Genomic DNA, 24781 nt, shown 5'->3' on the forward strand with positions numbered 1-24781 from the left:
TTAAATCTTTTGTAACATGACTCATTTTATTTCTCCTCCTTTAGTTAAGATCTTCTGCTTCAAAAGAAATATTCTTTTCAATTCAAGCTTTTCTTAATTCTACATTGTCACCCATTAAAATTTTAAATTCTTCTTCTGCAGCTACTGCATCTTCAATTTGAACTTTAATTAATTTTCTTGTTTCAGGGTTCATTGTTGTTTCTCATAATTGATCAGAATTCATTTCTCCCAATCCTTTATAACGTTGAATATTGTATCTAACTTTTTTTAAGTTACTACTTTCTAAACGAATCTTTAAATCATTCTCTGTTCAGAAGTATTCATGTTCACCTTTAGTATTTTCATAAGTAATTTTAAATAAAGGTGGTAGCGCTAGATATAAATTTCCTGAAGTAATCAAATCACGCATAAAACGATAAAAGAAAGTTAGCAGCAACAATTGAATATGTGCTCCATCGCTATCAGCATCGGTCATAATAATCACTTTATGATAATTGATGTCTTCTAAATTAAATTCATTTCCTACTCCTGCACCAACTGCTGCGATAATCATATTAATTTCATCATTGTTAAATAAAGACTCAGTGTTACTTTTTAAAGCATTAATAACTTTTCCTTTTAAAGAAAGAATTGCTTGAAACTGACGATTTCTAGCTGTCTTGGCACTACCTCCAGCTGAATCTCCTTCAACTAAAAATAATTCATTTCTTTGGGGATTATGTTTTTGTGGTGGTGTTAGTTTAGTAATTAAAAATCTTTGCGCTTCTTTTGTTTTATTACGTAAGTTTTCTTTTGTCTTTCTCAACGCAGCTCTAATATCTCGTGCTTTGATTGCCTTAGCAATAATCTTTTCAGCAACTTCTGCTTGCTCATGCAATCAAAAAGATAAGCGTTCACTAACAATAGTTTCTACTGCTACTCTTGCTTCTGGTGTTCCTAATTTTGATTTAGTTTGACCTTCATATTGAATTAAATTTTCAGGAACTCTTAAAGAAACAATTGCTACTAAACCTTCTCTTAAATCATTTCCTTCAAGATTCTTATCTTTTGGTTTCAATAATTCTTGCTTTCTAGCATATTCATTAATTGCTTTTGTTAGCCCACTTTTAAATCCAACTAAATGACTTCCACCATCACTTGTCTTGACATTATTAGCAAAGCCAAGAATTGTATCATTATAGTCTTCACAATATTGCATCACAATATCAACATCAATTTGATTTTGTTTGCCTTTTAAACTAACAATTGGCGAAATCTTAGTCTTTTTTTCATTTAAGTATTCAATAAAAGCAGTCAGTCCATTATCATAATGAAATTCTGCTTCTTTATTAGTTCGCTTATCAATTAATTTGATAACTAAATTGTTAATCAAAAAGGCACTTTCTCTTAAATGTTGTTCAAATGAATGATAGTTTCAATCACATCCATAAAAGATTTTTTCAAAGTCAGGTAAAAAAGTCACAACTGTTCCAGTTTTTTTTGTTGTTCCTTTTGCTTTTAATGGTTTACTTACTTTCCCACCATTAATAAATTTAATTTCACTAATTTTCTTATCACGATAAATTGTCACATCCAAATGCTTACTTAAAGCATTCACAACTGAAGCTCCAACACCATGAAGGCCTCCAGAAGTTTTGTAACTATTACCATCAAATTTTCCACCAGCATGCAAAACAGTATAAATAACCTCAGGAGTTGATTTTCCTGATTTATGTTTTCCAATTGGTACTCCTCGACCGTTATCTTCAATTGTTACAGAACGATCTTTATTAATTGTCACAGTGATTTGAGAACAAAATCCTGCAAGTGCTTCATCAATTGCATTATCAACAATTTCTCAAGCTAAATGATGCATTCCATGATTATCAGTTGAACCAATATACATCGCAGGACGTTTTCTAACAGCTTCTAAACCTTCTAAAATTTGAATTGATGCTTCATTATAAATATTAGTATTTTGTTGCGCCATAGTACCCTTTCATAATGCCAAAATGATTTCTTTTTTCCGTCTTAATCATTTTATCACAAAGTATTATTAAGTACTGTTTTAAAGAATAATTAGCATCGATCAAGATTCATTCAAAGCAAAAATTTCAATTAATTAAATCACTTGCTAAAACTTTTGCTATAATAATATATGAAATTAATTTTTTAAAGACAGAAAGGGAAAAAATATGAATTGAAAATTTTGAAGTAAAAAAGAAGATAAAAAAGAAAAAGTTACTAAAGAAACAATTACAAAAGAATCTGACCCAAAACCTAAAAAGTAACATTTTAAGCTCATGTTTAATTAAACATGAGTTTTTTAAATCTTGTAATTTGCTAAATTAATGCTAATAAATTATAATTCAAATTAAGAAACAAATAAGGAGGATTCAATCTTGTCAACACCTGTTCTAGTTGTTGGTTATCTAGCCAGCATCTTTATTCCACTAGCTTTTCTACCACAAACTATTAAAATTATTAAAACTCGTGAAACTAAAGGGATATCAATTCCAGCCTATACGATTTATTTTATTGGAATCATTACTTTCTTAACTTTTGCAGTCTTTAAAACACCAAAAATGGATATCCCAATGATTATTTGTCAAACAATCAACGGTTTATTTGCTATAACAATTCTAAGTTTAACAATCTACAATGTTGTTATAATGAAAAAAAATAAATCTAGTGTTTCAAAAATTGAAACATTAAGTAAGACATTTATCTTACCTATTGCTTTGCTAATATGTTGTGGGCTTTTAATTGGGATTGGTTTTGCACTAAAAAATGGCACATTAAAAACTTATAATGATGTTATGGGTTATAGTGGAGCAATCTTAATTTCAGTAGCTTTTCTACCACAAACATATAAACTATTCAAAACAAAAAATACTAAGGGATTATCTTTAATCACTACATTGGTTTATCATCTTGGTCTAACATTATTTATTATTTATGCTAGTTTAAGTAATCCAATTAATTATCCATTATTATTAGGAAATATTTTTGGTTGGGTTGTTAATTTCTGTTTACTATTTTTAATTTGTTATAATTTGTATCAAAATCGTGATGACAATCACAAGGGAAACAAAAACAAACAAAAAGTTAAAAATGGAGCAGGAAATGCCGCACATTAATATTTTAGGAACTTTTATTCTTATCGTTATTGGTTACTTAATTGGATCAATTTCACCCGCAATTATAATCAGTCGCAAAAGATTCAAAACTGATGTTCGACAGCACTACTCTAAAAATGCTGGTGCTACTAATTCAACTAGAGTTATGGGTAAAAAATGAGGTGCCGTTGTTGTTGTGATTGATGGTTTTAAACCAATAATTACTGTCTTGATTGCTTGAGGCTTTACTTTTATCACTATTGCTAACCCTGACTATCATAATTTATTTTCTGAGTCATACATTTACTTTAGTGGTTTAGCTGCTGTTATTGGTCATTGTTGACCAATATACTTTGGCTTTCGTGGCGGTAAAGGTGCAGCATCTTCATTAGGCTTGCTACTAATCATCAATCCAATCTACTTTGCAGTTGCCTTGGCTAGTTGATGAATACTACTTTATCTTTGAAGAATGGCTTCACTATCATCTGTTCTGATGGTTGGGTTTGCCTTTGTCATCTCATGAATTCCTAATATGCCACTAAATGCATATGTCTGACCTCATGATGATCAATACTGCATCATCAACATCATCATTTTCCTAACTTGATTAATTGTTGTTCTTCGTCACAGTAGCAATCTAATTCGTATTGCTCGAGGTACTGAAAGAAAAGTAACAATCTTTGATCGCAAAAAGAAAAAATAGCTTCTTTTAAAAGAAGCTATTTTTTCTTTGTCATTCGTTGTTGGCGTTTCATTGCTTGGATTACTGACTTAATTTGTGCCTCACTAGGCTTACGACCCATTTGTTGGTACATCGCACGAATCATATTCTCATTAATTGGAGGATTTTTTTCTAATTGTTTTTCAAAAAATCTTTTTGTGATTAAAAATCCAATTCCTCCACCAACTAATGCTCCAGCAATCGCAATTAAAAGAATTCCTCATCAAGCCATTATTTGACCTCCTTATTTTTTTGATTATTTTTTATGTAATCAAGAACCTTACGATAAATTTTTTCACTTGTGAACCCATACTTATCCAAAATTGCTTGCAAATTTCCTGAAGCTCCATATTTGTTGACACCAATAATTAATCCTTCAAGACCAACATATTTGTATCATGAATCGCTAACAGCTAATTCAACAGCAACTCTAACTACATCTTTGGGCAGAATTTCTGCACGATATTTTTCATCTTGTTGATCAAAAAGATAAGTTGAAGGCATAGAAACAACTCTAGCATTAATTTTATCTTTTCGCAACATTTTTTGCACTTCAATTGCTAAATGAACTTCACTGCCGGTTGCAATTAAAACTAAATCTAACTTTGATTCTGCTGTTTCTTGACTAATAATATAAGCACCTTTGCTGACAGCATCAATTGTGCTGGCTGCTAATTGTGGCAGATCTTGTCTTGTCAGAACAATCGCATTAGGATAGTCTTTTGCTGTTAGTGCAACTTTATAAGCACCAATTGTTTCTTTTAGATCCGCAGGACGAATTAAATTAAAGTTTAGAATTGTTCGCAACATCAATAAATGTTCTACTGGCTCATGAGTTGGTCCATCTTCTCCAACAGCAATTGAATCATGAGTGAAAATAAACAATGAAGGGATTTTCATTAAAGCAGCTAGTCTTAAAGCTGGCTTTTGATAGTCACTAAAAACTAAGAAAGTTGAACCAAACCCAATCACTCCTTGATGTAAAGTAAGACCATTAACCATGGCTGCCATAGCAAATTCTCTTACTCCAAAATGAATATGACGACCACTTGGATTATCTTTTGTGTAATCTTGATCAAACACCATTGCTTTGGTTGAACCTGCTAAATCTGCACTTCCTCCAATTAAAGTAGGATACTGATTTGATAGTAGTTTTAAAACCTTACCAGAAGCAACTCTTGTTGCCATTGCTTCATTGCTGATGATACTTGTTCAATCAATCTTGTTGAAAAGAAAATTATGTCCAAAAGTTTCTCCTTGTAAAGCAGAAGCAATATCTTGATATAAATTTGGATATTTTGATTGATACTCTTTGACACTAACATTTCATTTTTTTTCTAATTCTTGACCTTCATCAATTTTTGGTTTTTGAATATGATTAAGTACTGCTTCAGGAACAAAGAACTCTTCATCAGATTCTCACTCAAGAAACTTTTGTACCGTTGCAATATCATTCATCAATGGTGCACCATGCACTGCTGGTGTTCCTTGCTTTGTTGCACCATAACCAATTACTGTCTTCACTTCAATTAAAGTTGGCTTGTCACTTTGTTTGGCCTTAGCAATTGCTTCACTAATTGCTTGATAGTTTGTGCCATCACTCACTTTTAAATAATTTCATTCTACTGCTTTAAATCGACTAGCAATATTTTCTGAAAAAACTAATTCAGTTTTTGAGTCTAATTGCACATCATTAGAATCATAAAGCACAATTAATTTATTTAATTTGAAATGTCCAGCAAAACTTAATGCTTCTTGTGCGATACCTTCTTGTAAGTCACCATCACCACATAAAACATAAGTATAGTGATCAATTATTTTTTGATTTTCTTGATTATATTTTGCTGCTAGAAAACTTTCTGCTAAAGCCATTCCAACTGCTGTTGCTAGACCTTGTCCTAAAGGACCAGTAGCCATCTCAACCCCTAAATCAAGATCGTATTCAGGATGACCTGGTGTAACACTATCTAACTGACGAAAATCTTTTAAGTCTTGCATCTTGTAATTGTAGCCCACATGATACAACATTGAATACAACAATGCACTACCATGTCCTGCTGACAAGACAAAGCGATCACGATTGAATCAACGTGGATTCTTTGGATTAAATTTTAAATGGTCTTTAAATAACGCATAAGCCATTGGTGCAGCACCCAAGACAATTCCTGGATGACCACTATTCGCTGCGTTAACTGCTTGAATCCCGAGCATTCTAATAGAATTAATTGTTAATTGATCAATATTTTTTGCCATGTCTTCCTCCAACATATCTCCCTTAATATCTTAATATTTTTTCTAATTTAAATGAAGTTAATTTTTATCATTTAAGATTTTTAGTCCTAATTCTTCTAACTGCTTAAGATCAACTGAACTTGGTGCATTTGTTAGTAAATCAACACCACTATTATTTTTTGGAAATGCAATTGTATCTCTAATTGAACTACCATTAGTTAAATTCATCACAAAACGATCCAACCCAAAGGCAATTCCTGCATGAGGTGGAATTCCATATTCAAAAGCTTCTAAAAAGAAACCAAATTGTGCATCAACAGTACTTGCATCAAGCTTAAGAATTTGAAAAATTTTTGCTTGCAACGCTTTATTAAAAATACGAACACTTCCTCCTGCAACTTCATAGCCATTCATCACTAAATCATAAGCTGCTGACTGTACTGCTAGTAATTTTTCTGTATCGCTAACTTTAAGTTTTAAAACTTCTTCAGGGTTTGTTGGACTTGTGAAAGGATGATGGGCAGCAGAAATCTTACCATCAACTGATTCAAACATTGGTCAATCAACAATTCAGAGCAATTTATATTTATTGATGTTAACTAAAAAGTCTTGATGGTTTTGTTGCTTTTCTGAATCTAAAATATAGTAAGTTCTAATTGCACCTAAAGCAATTGCTCCACTATCATTTGCTTCATAAGTTAAGTAACATAAATCCTTTTCTTTTGGTGCAGAATTGCTAATTGCAGCAATTTGAAAATCAGAAAATGTAATCTTAGCATTACTGCTAAAAATAATTTTGCCTTTTTCTTTTGAATACACTAAAAAATTCTTGCCTTGATGCTGTTCAACAAGTCTTAAAACTGCTTTCTTTGTCTTATCATTAAATTTATCACTAACTCAAAATCCTCTTAAAGTTAAATCTTCATCACTAAACAAAGTATCAATCTTACATGAACAACGCAAATCAGGCTTATCACTACCATATTTAGCAATTGCTTCTTGATACTTTAATCTTGCTAGTGGAAAATCAATTTTTTCTAGTTTTAAATCTTTTCATAATTGTTCTAGCATTTTTTCTACTAACTGCATCACATCATCTTGGCTAACAAATGCCATTTCCATATCTAATTGTTGGAATTCAGGTTGGCGATCAGCACGAAAATCTTCATCACGAAAACATTTAGCAATTTGATAGTACTTATCAATTCCACTAATCATAAGTAATTGCTTATAAAGTTGTGGTGACTGAGGTAAAGCATAAAAAGCATTCTTTTTAATTCTTGATGGAACTAAAAAGTCTCTTGCTCCTTCTGGAGTTGATTTTGTCAGCACAGGTGTATCTATTTCTAAAAATTCTTCACTATTTAAAAAATTGCGAACACTACTGATCACTTGATGTTTGAATTTGATACGATCAAACATTTGCTTTCTTCTTAAATCTAAATAGCGATATTTTAAACGTAAATCTTCTAACGCAGTAAAATTGTTCTCATCATTGATCACAAAAGGAATTGCCTTAGCAACACTTAAAACTTTCACTGCTTGGCCAACAACTTCAATTTCTCCTGTTTGAATTTTTAAGTTAGCAACCTTTCTTTCAACAACAAGACCAGTAACTTGAATTACTGATTCATTCTTAATTGTTTTTAAAGTATCAAAATTTGCATCCTCTTTCTTAACAATAATTTGTGTTAGACCATAACTATCACGCAAATCAAGAAATATAGCAAACTTTTTTATTCTAATGTCGTGCACTCAGCCACTTAAAGTGACAATTTGATTCAAATGTTTTTTATTTAAATTGCCACAATTGTGGCTACGATATTTATTTAACATTGTTAGTCCTTTCTTAACCTAAAAGTTTAACAACTTTTTGTAACAATTCTGCTTCACTTTGATAACTAACTGTAACCTTTTGCTCTTTAGTTAATTGATATAAAGATGCTTGTCCTTGTTTTTCTAAAATTAAAAGGTTGTTACAATTTTTAAGATTTTTAATTAAATTACTTTTTTGCTTATCGTTAAACAAATCAAAAATTCCATCAACAAAATATTTTGTTTTTCTCAAATTACTTACTAACACTAAAATCTCTGCTAGTCCTGCTTGATAGATAGAAGCAACAAATAAATCTAATGGTTGAATTAAATTAAATTCTGGTTGCTTTTCTAAAAGTAACATCAATCTTTCAATCCCAAAAGCAAACCCAATTGCTGGATACTGATAAGGTACTCCTAAATCTTGTGATAAGTTATCGTATCTACCACCACCAATTAAAGTGTTCTGACTTTTTCCTAACACAGAGCTATCACTCATAAACTCAAAAATAACACCATTGTAGTAATCTAGACCACGAACTAAATAAGGATCAACTTTAAAATTAATTTCTAACTTAGTTAAGGCTATGCTAAGCTCTTGAAAATATTGCTTTTCTTCTGTGCTATAGAATTGTTCAATTAATGGTAAGTTTAAATCTAATTTTTGACAAGTCTGACAATCCAGTACTCTTAATGGATTTTTTTCAATTCTTTTCTGACAATCAGCACATAACTTATTTTTCTCTTTCATTAAGACAGTCAAAAGGGCATCATTAAACTTTTTCTTAGTTACTTCAGAACCAAAGTAATTTAAATGTAAATCTGCATCTTTAATTGTTAGTTCTTCAAGCATTGTATTTGCTAATAAAATTACTTCAACATCTAACAAAGGACTCTTTGTTGCTAAAACTTCAACTCCAAATTGATGAAATTCACGATTACGACCTTTTTGAGGATTTTCATAACGATACATCGTTCCATAATAAAAATACTTTTGCGTTTGCTTTTGATTAGTATACAATTTGTTCTCAACAACTGCTCTAATCACTCCTGCTGTTCCTTCAGGTCTTAAAGCTAACATACGATTACCTTTATCTAAAAATTGATAAATTTCTTTTTCAACAATATTAGTTGTGCTACCAATGCTACGCAAAAATAACTCTGCTGATTCAATCACAGGAGTAATAATTTCTTGATAGTTAAATTTTTTTGCAACCGCTATTAAACGATTGATGATATTGCTGTAAAGTACTACTTGCTGATTATATAAATCTTCTGTACCTTTAGGTCGCTGAAATTTCATTTTCTCACCTTAATTATATTTTACAAATATTTCCAACAAAATACTTTGATATACTTTAAAATCTTACATGATTATTCTTGTTATCTCAATGATATCAGGCACTTTTTTTAAAGAAGACATAATTTGATTCAAACGTTCAATGCTTGGAACTTTAATAATTAGTTTTAATGTTCCTTGATGATTAATTAATTGATTGTTGGCATCAATATTTTGAATTGGTGTTTTTAAGTGATTTAAAAGATTGATGATGTCTGCTAGCAATGCTGGACGATCAAGATAGTAAATTTTAACGGCTGAGTTATAAAGTTTATTTTCTGTTGCTGTTACATTTCAAACTGTTTCTAAAGTTCTTTCTTTTCTTTGCTCGTTGACAACATTAGGACAATCAATGCGATGAACTCTAATTCCTTGCCCTTTGCTAATGTAACCAATAATTGGTTCATCAGGAATTGGCAAACAACAACGTGCTAATTGTGTTTTAATTGATGGTGAATTTTCAGCAATCGCATCATTTGAAACATGAGCATGTGCTAAAGAATGTTTTTTATTTGGCTTTAAAGATTTGAATTTTGGTGAATCACTAAATAAAATTGAACTAACAGCATCTTCAATTGAATAAGTTCCATTTGCAATATCTAAGCAAAAATCATCATATGTGCTGTATTTTAAGAACTTCAAGCGTTGTAAGATGACAGCAGTGCTAGCAATTCTTCAACGTAATTTATTATCTTGAATATACTTATCAATTTTTTCTTTTGTTATTTGAATTTTCTTTTCGTTCTCTGAAGTTTTTGTTTTTGTTTCAGGAGTTTCATTTTGTTTGTTTAAATATTTTTTAATTTTGTGGCGAGCAAAATTTGTCTTAGCAATTGTCAACCAATCATAATTTGGTTTGACAGTTTTGGCAGTTTTGATTTCAACGACATCACCAGTTTTTAAAACAGTATTCAAAGCAGAATAAGTTCCGTTAATTCTTGCTCCCATTGCTGTTTCACCAATCTCAGTGTGAACTTTATAAGCAAAATCTAGCACTGTTGCTCCTAATGGCAGTGTTAGCACCTTACCGTTTGGAGTAAGAACATAAATCAACTCACTAAATAAATCTTGCTTAATCTCAGCTTCTAAATTACTATTTTTTTCATCATCATTAAAATTGTTGCTGCTATTCAAATCTAAAATTGTTTGAAAAATATTTAGTTTTTCATCAATCTCTTCTTGTTTCTTTTTTGCGCTTACTTCTTCACCATCTTTATAGCGTCAATGTGCAGCAGCTCCAACTTCAGCATATATTTCCATTTCTTCCGTACGGATTTGCAATTCATAAATTTCATTTTTGAAAACAATTGAAGTATGCAACGATTGATACATATTATTTTTTGGTGTCGCAATATAGTCTTTAAATCGTCCTGGTAGTGGAGTGAATCTTTGATGAATGTAACCTAAGATAGCGTAACAATCATCAACTGATTGACTAATGATTCTAATTGCTAAGATATCATGAATGTCTTCTAAATCCTTCCCAAAATAGTACATTTTGCGATAAATCGAAAATAAATTCTTACTACGACCATAAATACGGAATTTTAAATTTTCATGCTTAACTAATGTTTTACTGATTTCTTTAATTGTGTTGTTAACTAAATTTTCTCTTTTGTCTTGATCTTTTTTGATAATCATACTAATTTTTTGATACTCAACTGGATAGAGCACAGAAAAAGAACGATCTTCTAACTCTGATTGCAATTCTCGCATCCCCAAACGATGAGCAATTGAAGCATAAACTTCTAATGTTTCTTTGGCGATAATTCTTTGCTTTTCAGGTTGCAAGAATTCAATTGTTCTGATGTTGTGCAAACGATCAGCCATCTTAATGATAATAACTCGAATATCATGAGCTAAACTAAGATACAATTTTCTTAAGTAGTCTGATTTAATTTCTTCACGATTTTCTTTTGCAAAATGACTAACTTTTGTTACTGCAAGAACCAACCCAGCAATCTCTTCATCAAATTCTTTTGTTAGTTCTTCATAAGTAGTTGGTGTGTCTTCTAAGATATCATGCAAAAGTCCTGCTTGAATTGTTGCAGGATCTAAATGTCATAAAGTTAAGTTGTATGCAGTTGATAGCAAGTGATACAAATAAGGATCACCATTCTTACGAAGTTGACCTTCATGTTTAGTTTTTGCATATTGATAAGCTTTTTCAATTTTATTTAAAAGTATTTCACTGCCAATGTAAGTTTTTGCTTCAGCTAGTACTTCATTAAAATCTTTACAAGTAATTTTAATCATAATTTTAAATCTCAATTAAATTTAAATAAGGAACATCATTAAAGTTTTGATGATCTTTAAATTCTGACAGCGATATTAGTGACGCAATTCCAGCAACTTGTGCTTTAGCACATTGAACCAATTCAATGCAAGCATGAATTGTACCTGCTGTAGCAATTAAATCATCAATAATAAGAACTCGATCTGTTGGAACAAGAGCATCTTGATGCATCTCAAGTACTGCTGTGCCATATTCTAATTTGTACTCAACTTGAAAAGTTTTAAAAGGTAACTTCCCTGCTTTTCTTGCTGGTATGAACTTAACATCTAAATGAAAAGCTAACGCAGAACCTAACATAAATCCGCGTGATTCAGGTGCTAAAATTGCTGTAACTTGCTGCTTCTTAGCAAACTCGGCAAAAGTTTCTATCAGATAATGAAATGCTTCTGGGTCACTTAAAACTGGTGTGATATCTTTAAATTGAATTCCTGGTTTAGGAAAATCTGGGATATTACGAATCATTGCTTTGATACTATCTAAATTCATTCTTTTTTCATCCTTCCTTTTTGAATCAATTCACTAATAGGAACTAATCGTTAATTCCTTCAATGATATATTCATCTGGACCAACAAAATGTTTTTTAATTTTTTCGGCACGTTTTTGATAACGTTTAATTCTTCTTTTTTCAAAGAAAGTTCACAATCAAGGAGCAACAAAATGAGTTGCAAGAAAAGTTACAATTGTTCCAAGAATCAGCGCTAAACTAACTGATCAAAAACTTGGAAGGAAACATAAAACAACCAAGGCTGTTACAATTATAATACTATTCACTGCTAATGTTCTTGATAATGATTTTTTAACTCCATCATTACTAATCGCAATAATTTCAGCTTTTTCTAACTTATCTCGCTTTTCATGATTATTTAATTTAATTTCTTTAATGTTGTCAAAAATAACAACACTATTAATTAGCACTAAAATCACTAAGGCCAGAATCACGCCAATTGTCATAGTTGAGATTGTAATTTGCAATAAAGCAAGTAAAGCTAATGTTAAACTAACAGCAAACACAATCGCAGCAATCAACGGAATTGTAAAAGTCATTTGGAATCTAACAATCACATAAAGGAAAATTGTAATTAAAGAAATTGCAATAACAATCAACATATCTTTAAATAATTGATTTCCTGAAAGTCCATTAATATTTGAAGAAAATCATGATAGTGACGGAACTTGAAATTCTAAAAACTCACGAAACTCAAGTGCTGCAGAATCTTTGACATTAGTTTGAACAATGATTCTAATCACATTTTTACTTGCTCCAAGTGAATCAAGAATTAATGAAGCATAAACTTTTTCATATGATTTATTAGCATCTTCTAAAGCTTGAACAACTTCACTTTTCTTCTTATCAGCTTGTTGTCACAAATTAAAGTTAGGATCACTAGGAGTACCTTCTGCTGCTGTTTCACCAGTAAAATCAATTCTACTATCAAATCCAGCTCCAAAATTTGAACCCGTTGCTAAGTATACAACACCAGATGAAAGTAAAATTACTCCAAACCCAGCCATAATTCATTTTGTTGTTTTGTATCAGAAATTTCATTGACTAATATGTCAAAAATTAGGTTTTTTGTCTAACTTTATTTTTTGAACAAAAGTTTGTTTGATTACAGCTAACTTAACCTTAATCTTCTTAGTCTTACTTGTTTTCTTTTGAGCAACAAGATTTTGTTCAGGCATTACTTCAAGGTCTGCCATTTGCACTTGAACACTACTTCTAGTCTTATCTTGAGTTAAAGATAATAATTCCGGTTTGCTTTCAAAAGTATTATTTTTCAACATTAAGTAAATAATTAATCTTAAAAATAAAATTCCTAAAAGCATAACACCAAAAGTTGAAATTGAAGTCATGATGGCAAATCCTCTAATTGAACGTGAACCAAATCAAAAGATTGTTAGACTAACAATTAAAACAATAACACTACAATCAAATGCAGAAACTAATGATTTTTTATTAGCTGATTTAAATGCATCAAACACAGTCTTACCTGTTTTATATTCTTTTTGAATTGCATTGAATAATCCAACAATAGTATCTAACAATAATGCAAACCCAATAATTAAAGCAATTCCTGTCTCTGGAGCCACAACATTATTTAAGAAGCTAAAGGCAACTAAAGTTGCAACTAAAAATAAGATAATGATGAATACTGCACTCAGACCAAGTAAACGATAATTAAAAATCATGGCAATAGCTAAAAAGATCAATGCAACTAGTAAGCCAATCATCGCTACTTTTAAAGATTGTGCTCCTAAAGTCGGATCAATATTTAAAATTGCTTCAACAGTAAAATTATTTTTTTGCAATCCAGCATTAAGAACATTAACAATTTGTTGAACTTTTTCTTTATTAAAAGTTTCATCGTTAATAGTAATTTGAGTATTACTGCTAATACCTGCAGTTCCGATATAATATGGTGCATATTTATAGTTGATAATTGATGTCTCTAAAACGTTTGAAATTTCAGGCAAAATAATTAAATCTTTGATGTGAGGTAATCAGGCATTCATTGGTGAACTTTTATCTTTAGTTGGATCAAAAGGGTTAGCTGGATCAAAAACACTTGCCTTATCATTAGTATCAACAGACAAAGGAAAAATACTATCTACATTATCATTGTACTTTCAATTAATCATGTAAACACCATTTCTTGATTGATTCAAGAGATTAATTAGTTCTCGATTTGATGATTTAACAGCAGCATACATTTTTTTACCAGAATCATCATCTAGACCTGCTGTATTATTTGCTAATAAAGCTTTCAAACCTAGTTGCTTTGCTGAATCAGTTTCTTTATCTATCACATCAATTAATTCTTGCAAACCAGTTCAAGTATTACGAATATAATTTAACAGTCCCCCAATATCAGAATAAAAATAAATTGCTTCATTTGTTTCTTGCATAATTTTTTGGATAGTAGTTATTAGTTCTGAACTAGTATCAAAAATTACTTCTGGTTGACCAGAATTAAAATTAGTAGAATGATAAATACTACTAAAAGCTTCATTTGTAGTTAGTCTTTCTTCTTTAGCTGTTCAGTTTTTATCATCACTAAAATTATTTGCTAACAAATCATGACCTTGCTCATCTAATAAATAAACATAGCCACGACGAGCAATATTATTAACAAAAATTGATCAATCCACACCAGCAGACTTACTAATTGAAACATTATAATAGTTACCTGTTCGAGTACTTTTTTCAATATTGATATTACTTGTTCCTAAAGGATCAACACGATTTTCTAATAAATCAACAACATTGTGAGTTTTAGAATTCTCTTCATAAACACCTTCATACTTAACCTGCGCTTGATAGCCCCCAGCAAACTCAATACTTAAATTGCTATTGCTATCTAAATAATTAATACTAAAAACTGCACTAATGATAATCGTTGCAGCTAAGATAAATAAGGTAGTCACTCTAGTAAAAAATGATAAGTTTTTTGCTTTTTTCTTGTTTTTTATAGTTGATGATGATTTTTTCATTATTAAAAATCACTTCCTAAAACTTTAAAAATATCTGTTATAAGAATATCAATAAAAAGCATAAAAAACAATTAATTTTTTTAATAACATGCTTACTATGTTTTTTAGTATTTTGCTAGCAACTATTTTTAAAATGTTTAAAAATGGCAGATGCTAATTTATTTGTGATCCCTTTAACTTTTGCTAACATGCTAACATCACAATTTTGAAGCAAAATTTTAAATTCTGCCATACTAAAAAAATTAAGAATTCTTAAACTAAGTTTTGGACCAACATAGCTAATGCTAATTAATTCTAAAAAATATTGTTTAGTTTCTTGATTCAAAAAAGCAAAATATTCACTAATCGGTAATCGTTGATAAAAATAAATATATAGTTTTATTTCTTGATTTAACGGTAGTAACTCCAAATGAACACCTTGAAAAATAAAACCACGATTATTAGATTCAAAAATAATTCTTTCTGATTGATATTGTCTAACAACACCAATTAAATATTCATCCATAGTCTTCCTCCTATATTAAAATCGCTACTTTTAATTAGCAAAGAAAACTATAAATTCCTTTATGACTTTAAATTAGTTTCAACTAATTGCACATCTTCATCTTCTTCTAATAAATCAAAAAGTTTTTGAAATAAATTCAAATCACTATCACTGTTGACATCATCAGCTGTGATATATTCTAAAGGAATATTTCTAATCTCGTTAGTGATGAAGTTTTCAAATCCAGCTTGGCTTAGTATATTAGTAACATTCAATAAATCTTTGACATCAACTTCTAAATGCACAACATCTTCATTTTTTGTTACCTGGTGAACATCAAATTCAAGTACTAACTCCAACACTTCATCGGCACTTAAATCACTAACAAATTCAATCACTCCTACTTTTGAAAAAAGATATTGCACTGAATTTGTTGTCCCCAACTTAGCATTACATTTATTAAAGTAACTTCTAATGTTACTTGCAGTACGATTTTTATTGTCAGTTAGACAATGAACAATAATCGCAATTGTTCCTGGTCCATAACCCTCATAAGTTATTTCTTCATAATTAGTTGTGTCACCTTGACTGCTTGCCTTTTTAATTGCTCGATTGATATTTTCTTTTGGCATATTCAAACTACGAGCTTTTTCTAAGATTGTTCTTAATTTTGGATTGTTTTCAATATTAGGACCTGATAACTTAACAGAAACATAAATTTCTCGTGAAATTTTTTGAAAAATTTTGCCACGCTTATTATCTTGTGCATCTTTACGATGCTTAATATTGGCAAATTGTGAATGACCTGACATGTGCTCTTGTCCTAACTACGATTTCATTTTGGTGCTTGAGGAACTAAATTACGTTTATGTTCTGTTGCTTGATTTAAATTTTTAATTCTTTCTTGCACTTTATGTGAAAGATGCTCAGTATTGCCTAATAAATATTGATCTAATTCTTGATAGCTAAATTGCATTTCTTGCTCATCAGTTTGACCTTCTCATAAACTAGCAGTTGGTGTTCGAACAATAATCTCATCATTAACTGCTAAAATTTTTGCTGCAGCAAAAACATCTTGCTTTAATAAATGAACAATTGGGAGTAAATCAACGCCACCATCACCATACTTAGTAAAGTAACCAATATGTCATTCATCTGCATTATCTGTACCAACAACTAAGTAATCATGATTTTGGCCATAAGCATAAAGTGTATTCATTCTTAATCTTGCTTTTAAATTTCCAAGCACTATTTTTGATTTTTCTGGCTTAAGATCTTGATCTAATATTTTTTTAAAACTAATAAAAGCATCATCTAAGTTAACTACTTCTGATTTTAAGTTATGTTTTTGTACTAATTTTGCTGCATAATCTAAATCAATTTGTGGTGAAAAACAAGGCATGACTAAAGTTAGATAGTTATTGGGAAAAGCTTTTTTAATTAATAAAGCAACAACTGCTGAATCAATTCCCCCACTCAAGCCAACAATTAACCCCTTAGCATTAGCTTTCTTCACTTCATCTTGTAAGAATTTAATTATTTCTTCTAAATACTGTTCTAATTTCATATCATTCTATCCTCTAATTTTCTTCTTCTCAAATCATATCATAATTAAATATCTTGACACTGTCACCTTTTTTTATTCCTTTTTTTCTTAGTTCTTGAAAAACTCCTAAATCTTGTAATTTAATTTGAAACAATAAAATATTTTGATGAGTATTTAAAGGATTTTTTTGTGCCATTTTTTTAATTGTTGCACCAGTAACTTCTCACTCATGAGCAGCAACTTTTTTAACAACTACTTCTAATTCTGATTTATCTTTTGTTTGATACTTATATAAAGTATGCTCTTGCATTTCTTGGGCTATTTCTTCTTTATCAATATCTGCTTGCTTCACTAAGCGATTAATTTCTTCAAGCAAAGGTTTTAAATCAGTTTTGTTCAAGGCAGAAATTGCAAAAACTGGTTTTTTTAGTTGCTTTTCTAATTTTTTAACAATTGATGAATCAGAAATTTTATCAATTTTATTAGCTACAATAATTTCTGGTTTCTTTAAAATATTTTTATTATACTTACTTAACTCTTGAATAATTAATTGATAAGTTAAAAAATGATCACTAGAATTATCGCTAACATCAATCATATGAACTAAAACCTGACAACGTTCAATATGTTTTAAAAACTGTAATCCTAATCCCTTACCATCACTTGCTCCAGCAATTAAACCTGGTAAGTCAGCAATCACAAAACTATCATCATGCACTTTAACTACTGCTAATTGTGGATCTAAAGTTGTAAATGGATAATCAGCAATAACAGGCTTAGCAGCAGAAACTACTGATAAGAAAGTTGATTTTCCAGCATTAGGTAGACCAATTAAACCAGCATTAGCCAACAACTTCAACTCACAAATAATCTCAAATTCTTCTCCTAAAGTACCATTCTCAGAAATTTTTGGCACTCGATTAGTTGATGAAGCAAATTTTGCATTCCCTCGACCACCAATTCCACCTTTAGCAATAACTGCTTCTTGCTTATGCTTAATAATGTCAGCAATTACTTCATTAGTTTTAGCATTCTTCACAATTGTTCCTAAGGGTACTTTAATCAAAACACTTGTTCCATTTTTACCATGCATATTCTTTGGTTTACCATTTTCGCCTGCTTTAGCAGTAATCTCTCTAGTCTTTCTTAAGTCTAATAAAGTATTTAATCCTTCATCACCAACAAAGACAACACTACCACCGTTACCACCATCACCACCACTTGGGCCACCTTTTGGAACATATAACTCACGACGAAAAGCGATGATCCCATCACCACCTTTGCCTGCTTTTACTTTTAACTTAATTAAATCAATAAATTTCATTTGAATTTTCCTTAATAATTTTATTTCACTAAATTTTTGCTAAGAATTTGCACAATTTCTTTTGCTACTTCTATTTTACTACCCTTAAACTGATAACTATTATTTTTAAAATAAAATTCTACTTCTGTTTGCTCTTGATTCATGACACTAATGTTATTCATAACAATACCATCACAATTTTTTTTAATCATTTTTTCTTTTGCAATTATTGCATCTTGACTATCTTGAGCACTAAATCCAATTAATAATTGCTTTGTTTTTTGAGCTCCTAAACTTGCAAGAACATCTAAATTAGCAATTAAATTTAGTTTAAGAGTTTCATTTTGTGACTTGCTAATTTTACCTTTTCATTGTTCTGCTATTTGATAGTCATTTAAAGCAGCCACACAAACAACAATATCTGCTTGAGCAAAATATTTATTCATTCCTGCAAAAACCGTTTGATTAGTATTGGCTCTGATAATTGTTAAGTTTGGATCTTTAATTAATGGAATGCTAACATCACCAACAACAGCAATCACCTTAGCATTTTTAGCTAAAAATGCTTGAGCTAATGCTTGCCCCATTTTTCCTGATGAATTATTTGTTAGATAACGCATGTCATCAAGATAAGATCTTGTTGCTCCATAATTAATCAACACTGTTTTATTAGTTAGTTCTGTGCTTTCTTTTATGAACTCTTGAATCATCTTAAAAGCAACATCTGGTTCTTTAAGTCTACCATCACCACTAATTCTAGTAGCAAGCAAACCATAATCTGGCTGAGTAACGCTCACACTGGCATCTTGAGCTAAAAGCGCTAAATTTCTTTGCATTGCTTGATTGTGATACATATTATGATTCATAGCTGGAAAAATAATCTTGTTAGCTTTACTTGCAAAAAATGTTGCTAGGGGTAAGTTGTCACAAATTGCTAAAGCTGCTTTACTAATGAAAGTCATAGTTGCTGGATAAACAACAATCAAATCATGACTATAAGCAAACTCAATATGATTAATTTTATCTTCTCTTTGATAGAACTCTTGATCTAAAAAATCATCATGAACTTTTATATTTTCTGGAAATCTAACAAACTTTTTTGCACTAGGAGTTACTAAAACTGTAACCTCATAACTTTGCTTTAATAAATTATACAATTCTAAGGCCTTTGGCGCAGCAATACTTCCTGTGATAATTAAAATTACTTTTTTCATAAGTGTCACCTTCAAAATAAATCATACCTTGAAAAGTCTAATAATAAAACATATATCATTTTTTCTATATAATAAAGATAGAAATTATTAATTCATTGGGGTAAAGTTAATGGCAAAAAAAAGAAAAAAACACATTAAAAAATCAAGAAAAAAAGAGATCAAAAAATCAAAAAGAAAATTAATCAAAAAACCAATCATTAAGAAACTACATCTTAAAAGAAAAAACATCAATATTAACGCAAATATCTTATTAAACAAATGAATTTGAATCTCATTAGGAGCAGCCTTTCTTGTTTCAGTAGCAATGTTTATTACTTTTTTCATGCTGAAAAATAAAGGTCAAATCACTTTAACATACACTGTACTAACAATAATTGCTTTAATTCCTTTTGTTATTTTTATTCTTTACTGAGGAGCAATTGCCATTGCATTTCGTTTAATTTTTAAAGCAATCACAAAAGATATTGAAAGAGATGCTGTCTTTCCTATTGTTACTTCTTTTTTAATTCAAGAACCAGAAATCTCAGTTAAAAAATATATGGAAAAAGGAAATCTTAATAAAATTAAACGCTATAAAACAGCAGCTTCAAAATTACTACTTTACACAATTATTATTGTTGTTTTGTTTATTGTTTTCAACTTTATTTTTGTTGGATTAACACAATTAAATGTTATCGCAGTTTCAACATCATGATTATATTTATTTGGTTTACTATCAAATGTTATCTCGCTAGTTTTATCTGCTGTCTTTGGATTTATGGTAAGCAACATCATCAATGCTCCAGCAAAATTTGAAGAAAAATATCAAGGAATCAAGACTAAACTTTACAACTTTAAAGTTTTCTTAAATGTCAACGAAATCAAAAAAGTTGATTCGCAAAAATTAAAATATCGCTTTATTGACTTTCTACCACTTTACTTCTATCAGTCACTTTTAATTTCTGAAATCAAAGAAGAACAATACATTCAAGAATTAGAAAATTGAAAATACTATCTTACTTTATCTTCTTACTTGAATCAATTTAGTTGACTACTATTTCTTCACTATGCAATTAATAAAGATGAGCAACTAAAATTAATTAAAAAATCAAAATATATGACTAAACTAGCAAATCAAATCCAAAAAGTTCATAAAATTTTATTTCACACTACTAATGAATATATCTATTTCAACAATGACTATAATGCAAAAGAACTAGAAACAGAATACAACCAACTAATCAACATTGTCATTAGATATCAAAATCGTTTTGCTCTACGAATGATTACAGCCTCATTACAAAAAAATGGTCTTAAAATTGCTGAAACTATTAGTGAAAATAAAGATGAGAACATCATCGACGAACGAGATGTTGACATCAATTTCTTTCAATTAAATTATTTAGAATATTTATTCTCAATTATTTTCACTACTGATAAAGATGCTAAAAGTAAAGAACACTTCAAATACTAAAACTAATCAACAAAAAAAGTTCTATTTTTTAAATAGAACTTTTTTTACTATTAATTATTAAGCAATTAATTTTTTGCTTCTAGAATTTCAACTTTAGTTTTATTCTTAGCAAATTTAACATACTTAACAATTCCAGTTTTTAAAGCAAATAAAGTATCATCACCACCACGACCAACATTAGTTCCAGGATGAACTTTTGTTCCTCGTTGACGATAAATGATTGAACCTTCATGAATTAATTGTCCATCACTTGCTTTTGCTCCTAAACGTTTAGAATGAGAGTCTCTACCATTACGAGTTGACCCAACTCCTTTTTTAGAAGCAAAGAATTGTAAATTTAATTGAAAACGCATTTTAGTAAACCTCCTTGATTGAAATATTTTTAACATATTGATCACTAATAGTTTTTAACTGTCATAACATTGTTTTTAAAATCATTTGGTTATCATTTGTTGGTTTTAGAACAGTAATAACTATTCTACCATCTGATTGAGCAATTTTAACTTCTGCTTGACTAACTAAGTTATCAAGCGCATTTAAACTGCCAAACACAACTGCAGAGATTCCTGCACAAACAATATCTTTTCCAACTTGATCAAAATTACTATGACCTTCAACTTCAGCTCTAACAATATTGTTTGTTTGATAATAAAAACTAACTTTTACCATAATTAAATTATTTCTTTGTTGTAGTTTCTACTATTTTTTCTTCAAGATTGTTTACTGTTGTTTTTTCATTGGTTGATGAAGTAGGCTTTGCTACCTTCTCTATTTCTTTATTTACTTCTGTTGTTGTTGGTTTTTCATCTTTCTTAATTGCTGCTTCTTTTTGTGCTTTATCTTTAGCACTTAAAAAGATATCAGTAATTTTAACCTTTGTATAAGGTTGACGATGACCATACTTAGATTTAGAGTTTTTCTTTGGTCTATATTTGAAAACAATAACTTTCTTAGCCTTGTCTTGCTTAATAATTGTTGCATGAACTTCAGCACCTTTAATTAAAGGTTGACCCACTGTTCCATCAATCATTAATACTTGATCAAAGATAACATTGCCATTAGCTTCACCAGCTAACTTTTCAACAAAGTATTCTTTACCAACTTCAACATTAATTTGTTTACCGCCTGTTGCAATAATTGCAAACATCATAACACCTCCAGTTTAGACTCGCCTCGTAGGTGGATTTATCATCACTTTCGTACCCATAAGAAGTGCGGTTGAAACTGCATAAACAGTCTTAGTAATTATAAAGATAAAGATATTAAAAATCAAGTATTGTTTCAGCAATGATAGAAAGAATTTTTTGGTAGATTGTGTGGTAAAAAATATTATTCAGTTTGGATAACTGAATTTAACGAGCTTTAAATTCTTTTAAGTATTATTATATTTATTATTCTAATTTATTTAGCTTTAACTTTGATTAGTTATTTTGCCGTTGCTTTGATTTATTCTTTTTTTGTTTTTGAAGACATACAAAATTTTGATTAGCTTTAAAAGAAAACAATGTGGTTAGTTACACTTTTGCTTTAAGCACTATTTTATTGATTAGATTATGTCTTACTTGAATTTGATTTAAATATAAAAATCCACAAGCAAATAAAAAGATGAGTTAGTACTATTAAATAAAAATATTGGCCTAGTAAAAAACAAATTAAATCAACATACTTTGTTAATTGGTGCTACAGGTAGTGGCAAGACAACAACAGCCTTATTAATCGTAAAACAATTAATTGAACGTTTAAATCAAACAGTTATTATTATTGATGGTAAGGGTGATCATGACTTAATCGATAAAATAAAACTGATTGATTCAAATGCTTTTATTTGAACGATTAGAGGAATTAAAGAATACAATCCTCTTGCTACAGATAATAGCGTTATTTTAGTTGATAAGATAATGTCTTTATTTAATTTTTCTGAAGCTCATTATGAAGCTATTGCACACAATTATTTATTACTAATTGTTAAGAGTTTACAAAATGCTAAAATTCCAACAACGTTTCATAACATTGTTAAATATTTTTCTTTAAGTTCTTTAAAAAAAATAATCAAAAAAGATAGTATTGAATATGATCATTATTTAAGCTTCACTAATAATGAAAAAGATATTAATGGTTTAATGCATCGACTTAGCGTGTATATGCAAAACTTAGGAACAAGTGTAGGAAAAAATAACTCATTAAGTTCTTTAGTTAATAATCATAAAATAATCTTATTTAGTTTGAATTCCTTAAATTATCCACAACTAGCAAGTAATGTAGGAAAACTTATCGTACAAGATTTAAAAGAATTTGCTAGTCTTAAACCTAAAGAGCAACGAATCAACGTAATTCTTGATGAATTTAATGTTTTTGCTTCTGACACTATCATCAATTTAATTAATAAAACTCGAAGCTTTAACTATCAAGTCTTCTTGTGTTTTCAAACTTTAAATGATCTAAAAATCAATCGCACTAATTTAACTGATACCATCTTTGGTAACTGTGGCAACATTATTGCCCACAATCTAAAAGACCCTAATTCTGCTGAATATATTGCTAAAGTTTTTGGTACTCAAACAACAGATAAGCAAACAAAGCAAACTGATAAAACAGAAAAAACAGGTAAGGGATCAACCAGGGAAGTTGAAGAATACATAGTTCATCCTAACGAACTAAAGAACTTAAAAATTGGCGAGGCGTATTGTAAAATACTACTACCAAGTTCTAAACAACTGATCTATAAGATAATTATTAAAGAAGATAAAAAGGCCTAGTAGTAGGCCTTTTTATACTTTCCTATATCATTCAAATTTAAAATATTATTTGTCTGTTTTATTAACTTTTTAATTAAACTATTTGTATTCGTATTTTGTTTTTTATGCTTAATATTTTTTCTATTCTCTTTTTCATAATAGTCATAAAGTTCTACAAAACAAAGATTTTTAACTTCTTCATTAACACTTAATCCTATAAACAAAACATAAATATCAAATATTGGTTTATAATATGGTTTTTGTTCTAAAAACTTACTCATTTCCTTAAAATCTGATGGAAATCCTATGTTACTTATTTTGTTATTTGCTTCAATTTGATTAAGTTTATCATTGTTTACTTCGTCAATAATGTCTAATATTTTTTCTAATGAATCAAACTGATTAATTATATATTTATTTTCAACTTGATTTTTATCCTTTAATTTTAAATCAAGATAGTTAATAACTAACTTATACAATAAATCAGTTTGAACATTATTAATTATCTTTTTCTTCTGTTCCTCTTGCTTCCTTGTAAAAATTAGTTTCATCTGTCTCGTTCTCGATTCTTTTAATTTCTCGCTCTTCTTCTGTATCTTCTATTTTATCATTATTTGTTGTTTCAATTTTATCAATTTTTACAAATTTGTCATCTATATGCAATTTTGTAACTTGATCTACTGTTTCAACTTCAACAACAACTTTTCTTGTGGTTGAATCATTTTGATACTCTGCTTTTTTTCTTTTATATGCAGCTGAATTTTTTTTAATTAAGTCGTCTCCAAAAACTTCACTTAAAAAATTCATAGATCTATCATCAAACTCTTTTGCTGACTGAGAATCATGTTTATTATTTTCCTCATTAATTTTATACTCAACTCTATTTTTGAGTCACTTATCAAATCACTTTTTCGTTTCTTCAATTTTTTTCTTGCATCATTTTTTCACGTTTTATGTCCCCTATTCTACCTCCTAATTGAGATTTTTAATTTCTGGAACATTTCTAATCTTTAATTAATTTTCAAAACTTCGCCCTAATTTCATCATATTTT

Annotated in this window: 21 protein-coding genes, 1 pseudogene and 1 other annotated feature; of the genes and pseudogenes, 4 read left to right on the top strand and 18 right to left on the bottom strand. The window is 29.4% G+C overall.

Translation table 4 applies throughout. The features are described 5' to 3' along the window. Window positions 1–40: 40 nt before the first annotated feature. Window positions 41–1969: a DNA topoisomerase IV subunit B gene (gene parE, locus SPLAT_RS02635; RefSeq protein ID WP_168104981.1), complete on the bottom strand. Its 1929-nt coding sequence runs from the start codon at window positions 1967–1969 to the stop codon at window positions 41–43. Window positions 1970–2381: 412 nt separating this feature from the next. Here parE and SPLAT_RS02640 point away from each other — a divergent pair, with 412 nt between their 5' ends. Continuing rightward, window positions 2382–3119, top strand: coding sequence for a SemiSWEET family sugar transporter (locus SPLAT_RS02640; RefSeq protein WP_168104859.1), 738 nt, complete (start codon window positions 2382–2384; stop codon window positions 3117–3119). Next, on the top strand, window positions 3106–3801 hold the full coding sequence (gene plsY, locus SPLAT_RS02645; protein WP_168104860.1) for a glycerol-3-phosphate 1-O-acyltransferase PlsY: 696 nt from the start codon (window positions 3106–3108) through the stop codon (window positions 3799–3801). The genes SPLAT_RS02640 and plsY overlap by 14 nt, the downstream gene beginning before the upstream one ends. A 16-nt stretch (window positions 3802–3817) precedes the next feature. Here the strand turns inward: plsY and SPLAT_RS02650 are convergent, their stop codons facing one another. The 12 genes from SPLAT_RS02650 to coaBC all read right to left on the bottom strand — a co-directional run bounded on the left by SPLAT_RS02650 (window position 3818) and on the right by coaBC (window position 19541). After that, window positions 3818–4051: a YneF family protein gene (locus SPLAT_RS02650; protein ID WP_168104861.1), complete on the bottom strand. Its 234-nt coding sequence runs from the start codon at window positions 4049–4051 to the stop codon at window positions 3818–3820. Next, complete coding sequence (tkt, locus tag SPLAT_RS02655) at window positions 4051–6072, bottom strand: transketolase (protein WP_168104862.1); 2022 nt, start codon at window positions 6070–6072, stop codon at window positions 4051–4053. The genes SPLAT_RS02650 and tkt overlap by 1 nt, the downstream gene beginning before the upstream one ends. Before the next feature lie 57 nt (window positions 6073–6129). Further along, the gene (aspS, locus tag SPLAT_RS02660) at window positions 6130–7887 is read right to left on the bottom strand and encodes an aspartate--tRNA ligase (protein ID WP_168104863.1); all 1758 of its coding nucleotides are present in this window, start codon (window positions 7885–7887) and stop codon (window positions 6130–6132) included. Between the two features lie 13 nt (window positions 7888–7900). After that, window positions 7901–9169: a histidine--tRNA ligase gene (gene hisS, locus SPLAT_RS02665; protein ID WP_168104864.1), complete on the bottom strand. Its 1269-nt coding sequence runs from the start codon at window positions 9167–9169 to the stop codon at window positions 7901–7903. A 63-nt stretch (window positions 9170–9232) separates the two neighbouring features. Next, entirely contained in the window at window positions 9233–11461 is a 2229-nt protein-coding gene (locus SPLAT_RS02670) for a RelA/SpoT family protein (RefSeq protein WP_168104865.1), read from the bottom strand. Window positions 11462–11465: 4 nt separating this feature from the next. Continuing rightward, window positions 11466–11987, bottom strand: coding sequence for an adenine phosphoribosyltransferase (locus tag SPLAT_RS02675; RefSeq protein WP_220190935.1), 522 nt, complete (start codon window positions 11985–11987; stop codon window positions 11466–11468). 43 nt (window positions 11988–12030) lie between these two features. Further along, on the bottom strand, window positions 12031–14994 hold the full coding sequence (gene secDF / locus SPLAT_RS02680) for a protein translocase subunit SecDF (RefSeq protein ID WP_168104866.1): 2964 nt from the start codon (window positions 14992–14994) through the stop codon (window positions 12031–12033). 115 nt (window positions 14995–15109) lie between these two features. After that, complete coding sequence (locus SPLAT_RS02685) at window positions 15110–15499, bottom strand: helix-hairpin-helix domain-containing protein (RefSeq protein WP_168104867.1); 390 nt, start codon at window positions 15497–15499, stop codon at window positions 15110–15112. A 59-nt stretch (window positions 15500–15558) separates the two neighbouring features. Further along, entirely contained in the window at window positions 15559–16290 is a 732-nt protein-coding gene (locus SPLAT_RS02690; RefSeq protein ID WP_168104868.1) for a YebC/PmpR family DNA-binding transcriptional regulator, read from the bottom strand. Window positions 16291–16301: 11 nt separating this feature from the next. Then, the gene (nadE, locus tag SPLAT_RS02695) at window positions 16302–17045 is read right to left on the bottom strand and encodes an NAD(+) synthase (RefSeq protein ID WP_168104869.1); all 744 of its coding nucleotides are present in this window, start codon (window positions 17043–17045) and stop codon (window positions 16302–16304) included. 13 nt (window positions 17046–17058) lie between these two features. Continuing rightward, complete coding sequence (gene obgE / locus SPLAT_RS02700) at window positions 17059–18348, bottom strand: GTPase ObgE (RefSeq protein ID WP_168104870.1); 1290 nt, start codon at window positions 18346–18348, stop codon at window positions 17059–17061. 20 nt (window positions 18349–18368) lie between these two features. Further along, complete coding sequence (gene coaBC / locus SPLAT_RS02705) at window positions 18369–19541, bottom strand: bifunctional phosphopantothenoylcysteine decarboxylase/phosphopantothenate--cysteine ligase CoaBC (protein ID WP_168104871.1); 1173 nt, start codon at window positions 19539–19541, stop codon at window positions 18369–18371. 109 nt (window positions 19542–19650) lie between these two features. Here coaBC and SPLAT_RS02710 point away from each other — a divergent pair, with 109 nt between their 5' ends. After that, complete coding sequence (locus SPLAT_RS02710) at window positions 19651–20994, top strand: hypothetical protein (protein ID WP_168104872.1); 1344 nt, start codon at window positions 19651–19653, stop codon at window positions 20992–20994. A gap of 65 nt (window positions 20995–21059) precedes the next feature. Here the strand turns inward: SPLAT_RS02710 and rpmA are convergent, their stop codons facing one another. The 3 genes and pseudogenes from rpmA to rplU all read right to left on the bottom strand — a co-directional run. After that, window positions 21060–21347 carry a 50S ribosomal protein L27 gene (gene rpmA / locus SPLAT_RS02715; RefSeq protein WP_168104873.1) on the bottom strand — a complete coding sequence of 96 codons (288 nt, stop codon included), beginning with the start codon at window positions 21345–21347 and terminating at the stop codon, window positions 21060–21062. Between the two features lies 1 nt (window position 21348). Continuing rightward, window positions 21349–21663 carry a ribosomal-processing cysteine protease Prp gene (locus SPLAT_RS02720; protein ID WP_168104874.1) on the bottom strand — a complete coding sequence of 105 codons (315 nt, stop codon included), beginning with the start codon at window positions 21661–21663 and terminating at the stop codon, window positions 21349–21351. Window positions 21664–21850: 187 nt separating this feature from the next. Beyond that, window positions 21851–22141, bottom strand: a pseudogene (rplU, locus tag SPLAT_RS02725) (50S ribosomal protein L21); the annotation flags it as partial. 7 nt (window positions 22142–22148) lie between these two features. After that, window positions 22149–22224, bottom strand: a sequence feature (ribosomal protein L21 leader region). Window positions 22225–22625: 401 nt separating this feature from the next. Here rplU and SPLAT_RS02730 point away from each other — a divergent pair. Further along, entirely contained in the window at window positions 22626–23750 is a 1125-nt protein-coding gene (locus SPLAT_RS02730) for a type IV secretory system conjugative DNA transfer family protein (RefSeq protein WP_268833983.1), read from the top strand. Here SPLAT_RS02730 and SPLAT_RS02735 read toward each other — a convergent pair. Further along, the gene (locus SPLAT_RS02735) at window positions 23747–24280 is read right to left on the bottom strand and encodes a hypothetical protein (protein ID WP_168104877.1); all 534 of its coding nucleotides are present in this window, start codon (window positions 24278–24280) and stop codon (window positions 23747–23749) included. The genes SPLAT_RS02730 and SPLAT_RS02735 overlap by 4 nt on opposite strands. Then, window positions 24228–24677 (bottom strand): hypothetical protein, encoded by a 450-nt coding sequence (locus SPLAT_RS02740; RefSeq protein ID WP_168104878.1) that lies wholly within the window; start codon window positions 24675–24677, stop codon window positions 24228–24230. Before SPLAT_RS02740 ends, SPLAT_RS02735 begins: the two co-directional genes overlap by 53 nt. Between the last annotated feature and the right edge of the window lie 104 nt (window positions 24678–24781).

The organism is Spiroplasma platyhelix PALS-1 (assembly GCF_021496725.1).
In the GTDB taxonomy this organism is placed as follows: Bacteria; Bacillota_I; Bacilli_A; order Mycoplasmatales; family VBWQ01; genus Spiroplasma_D; species Spiroplasma_D platyhelix.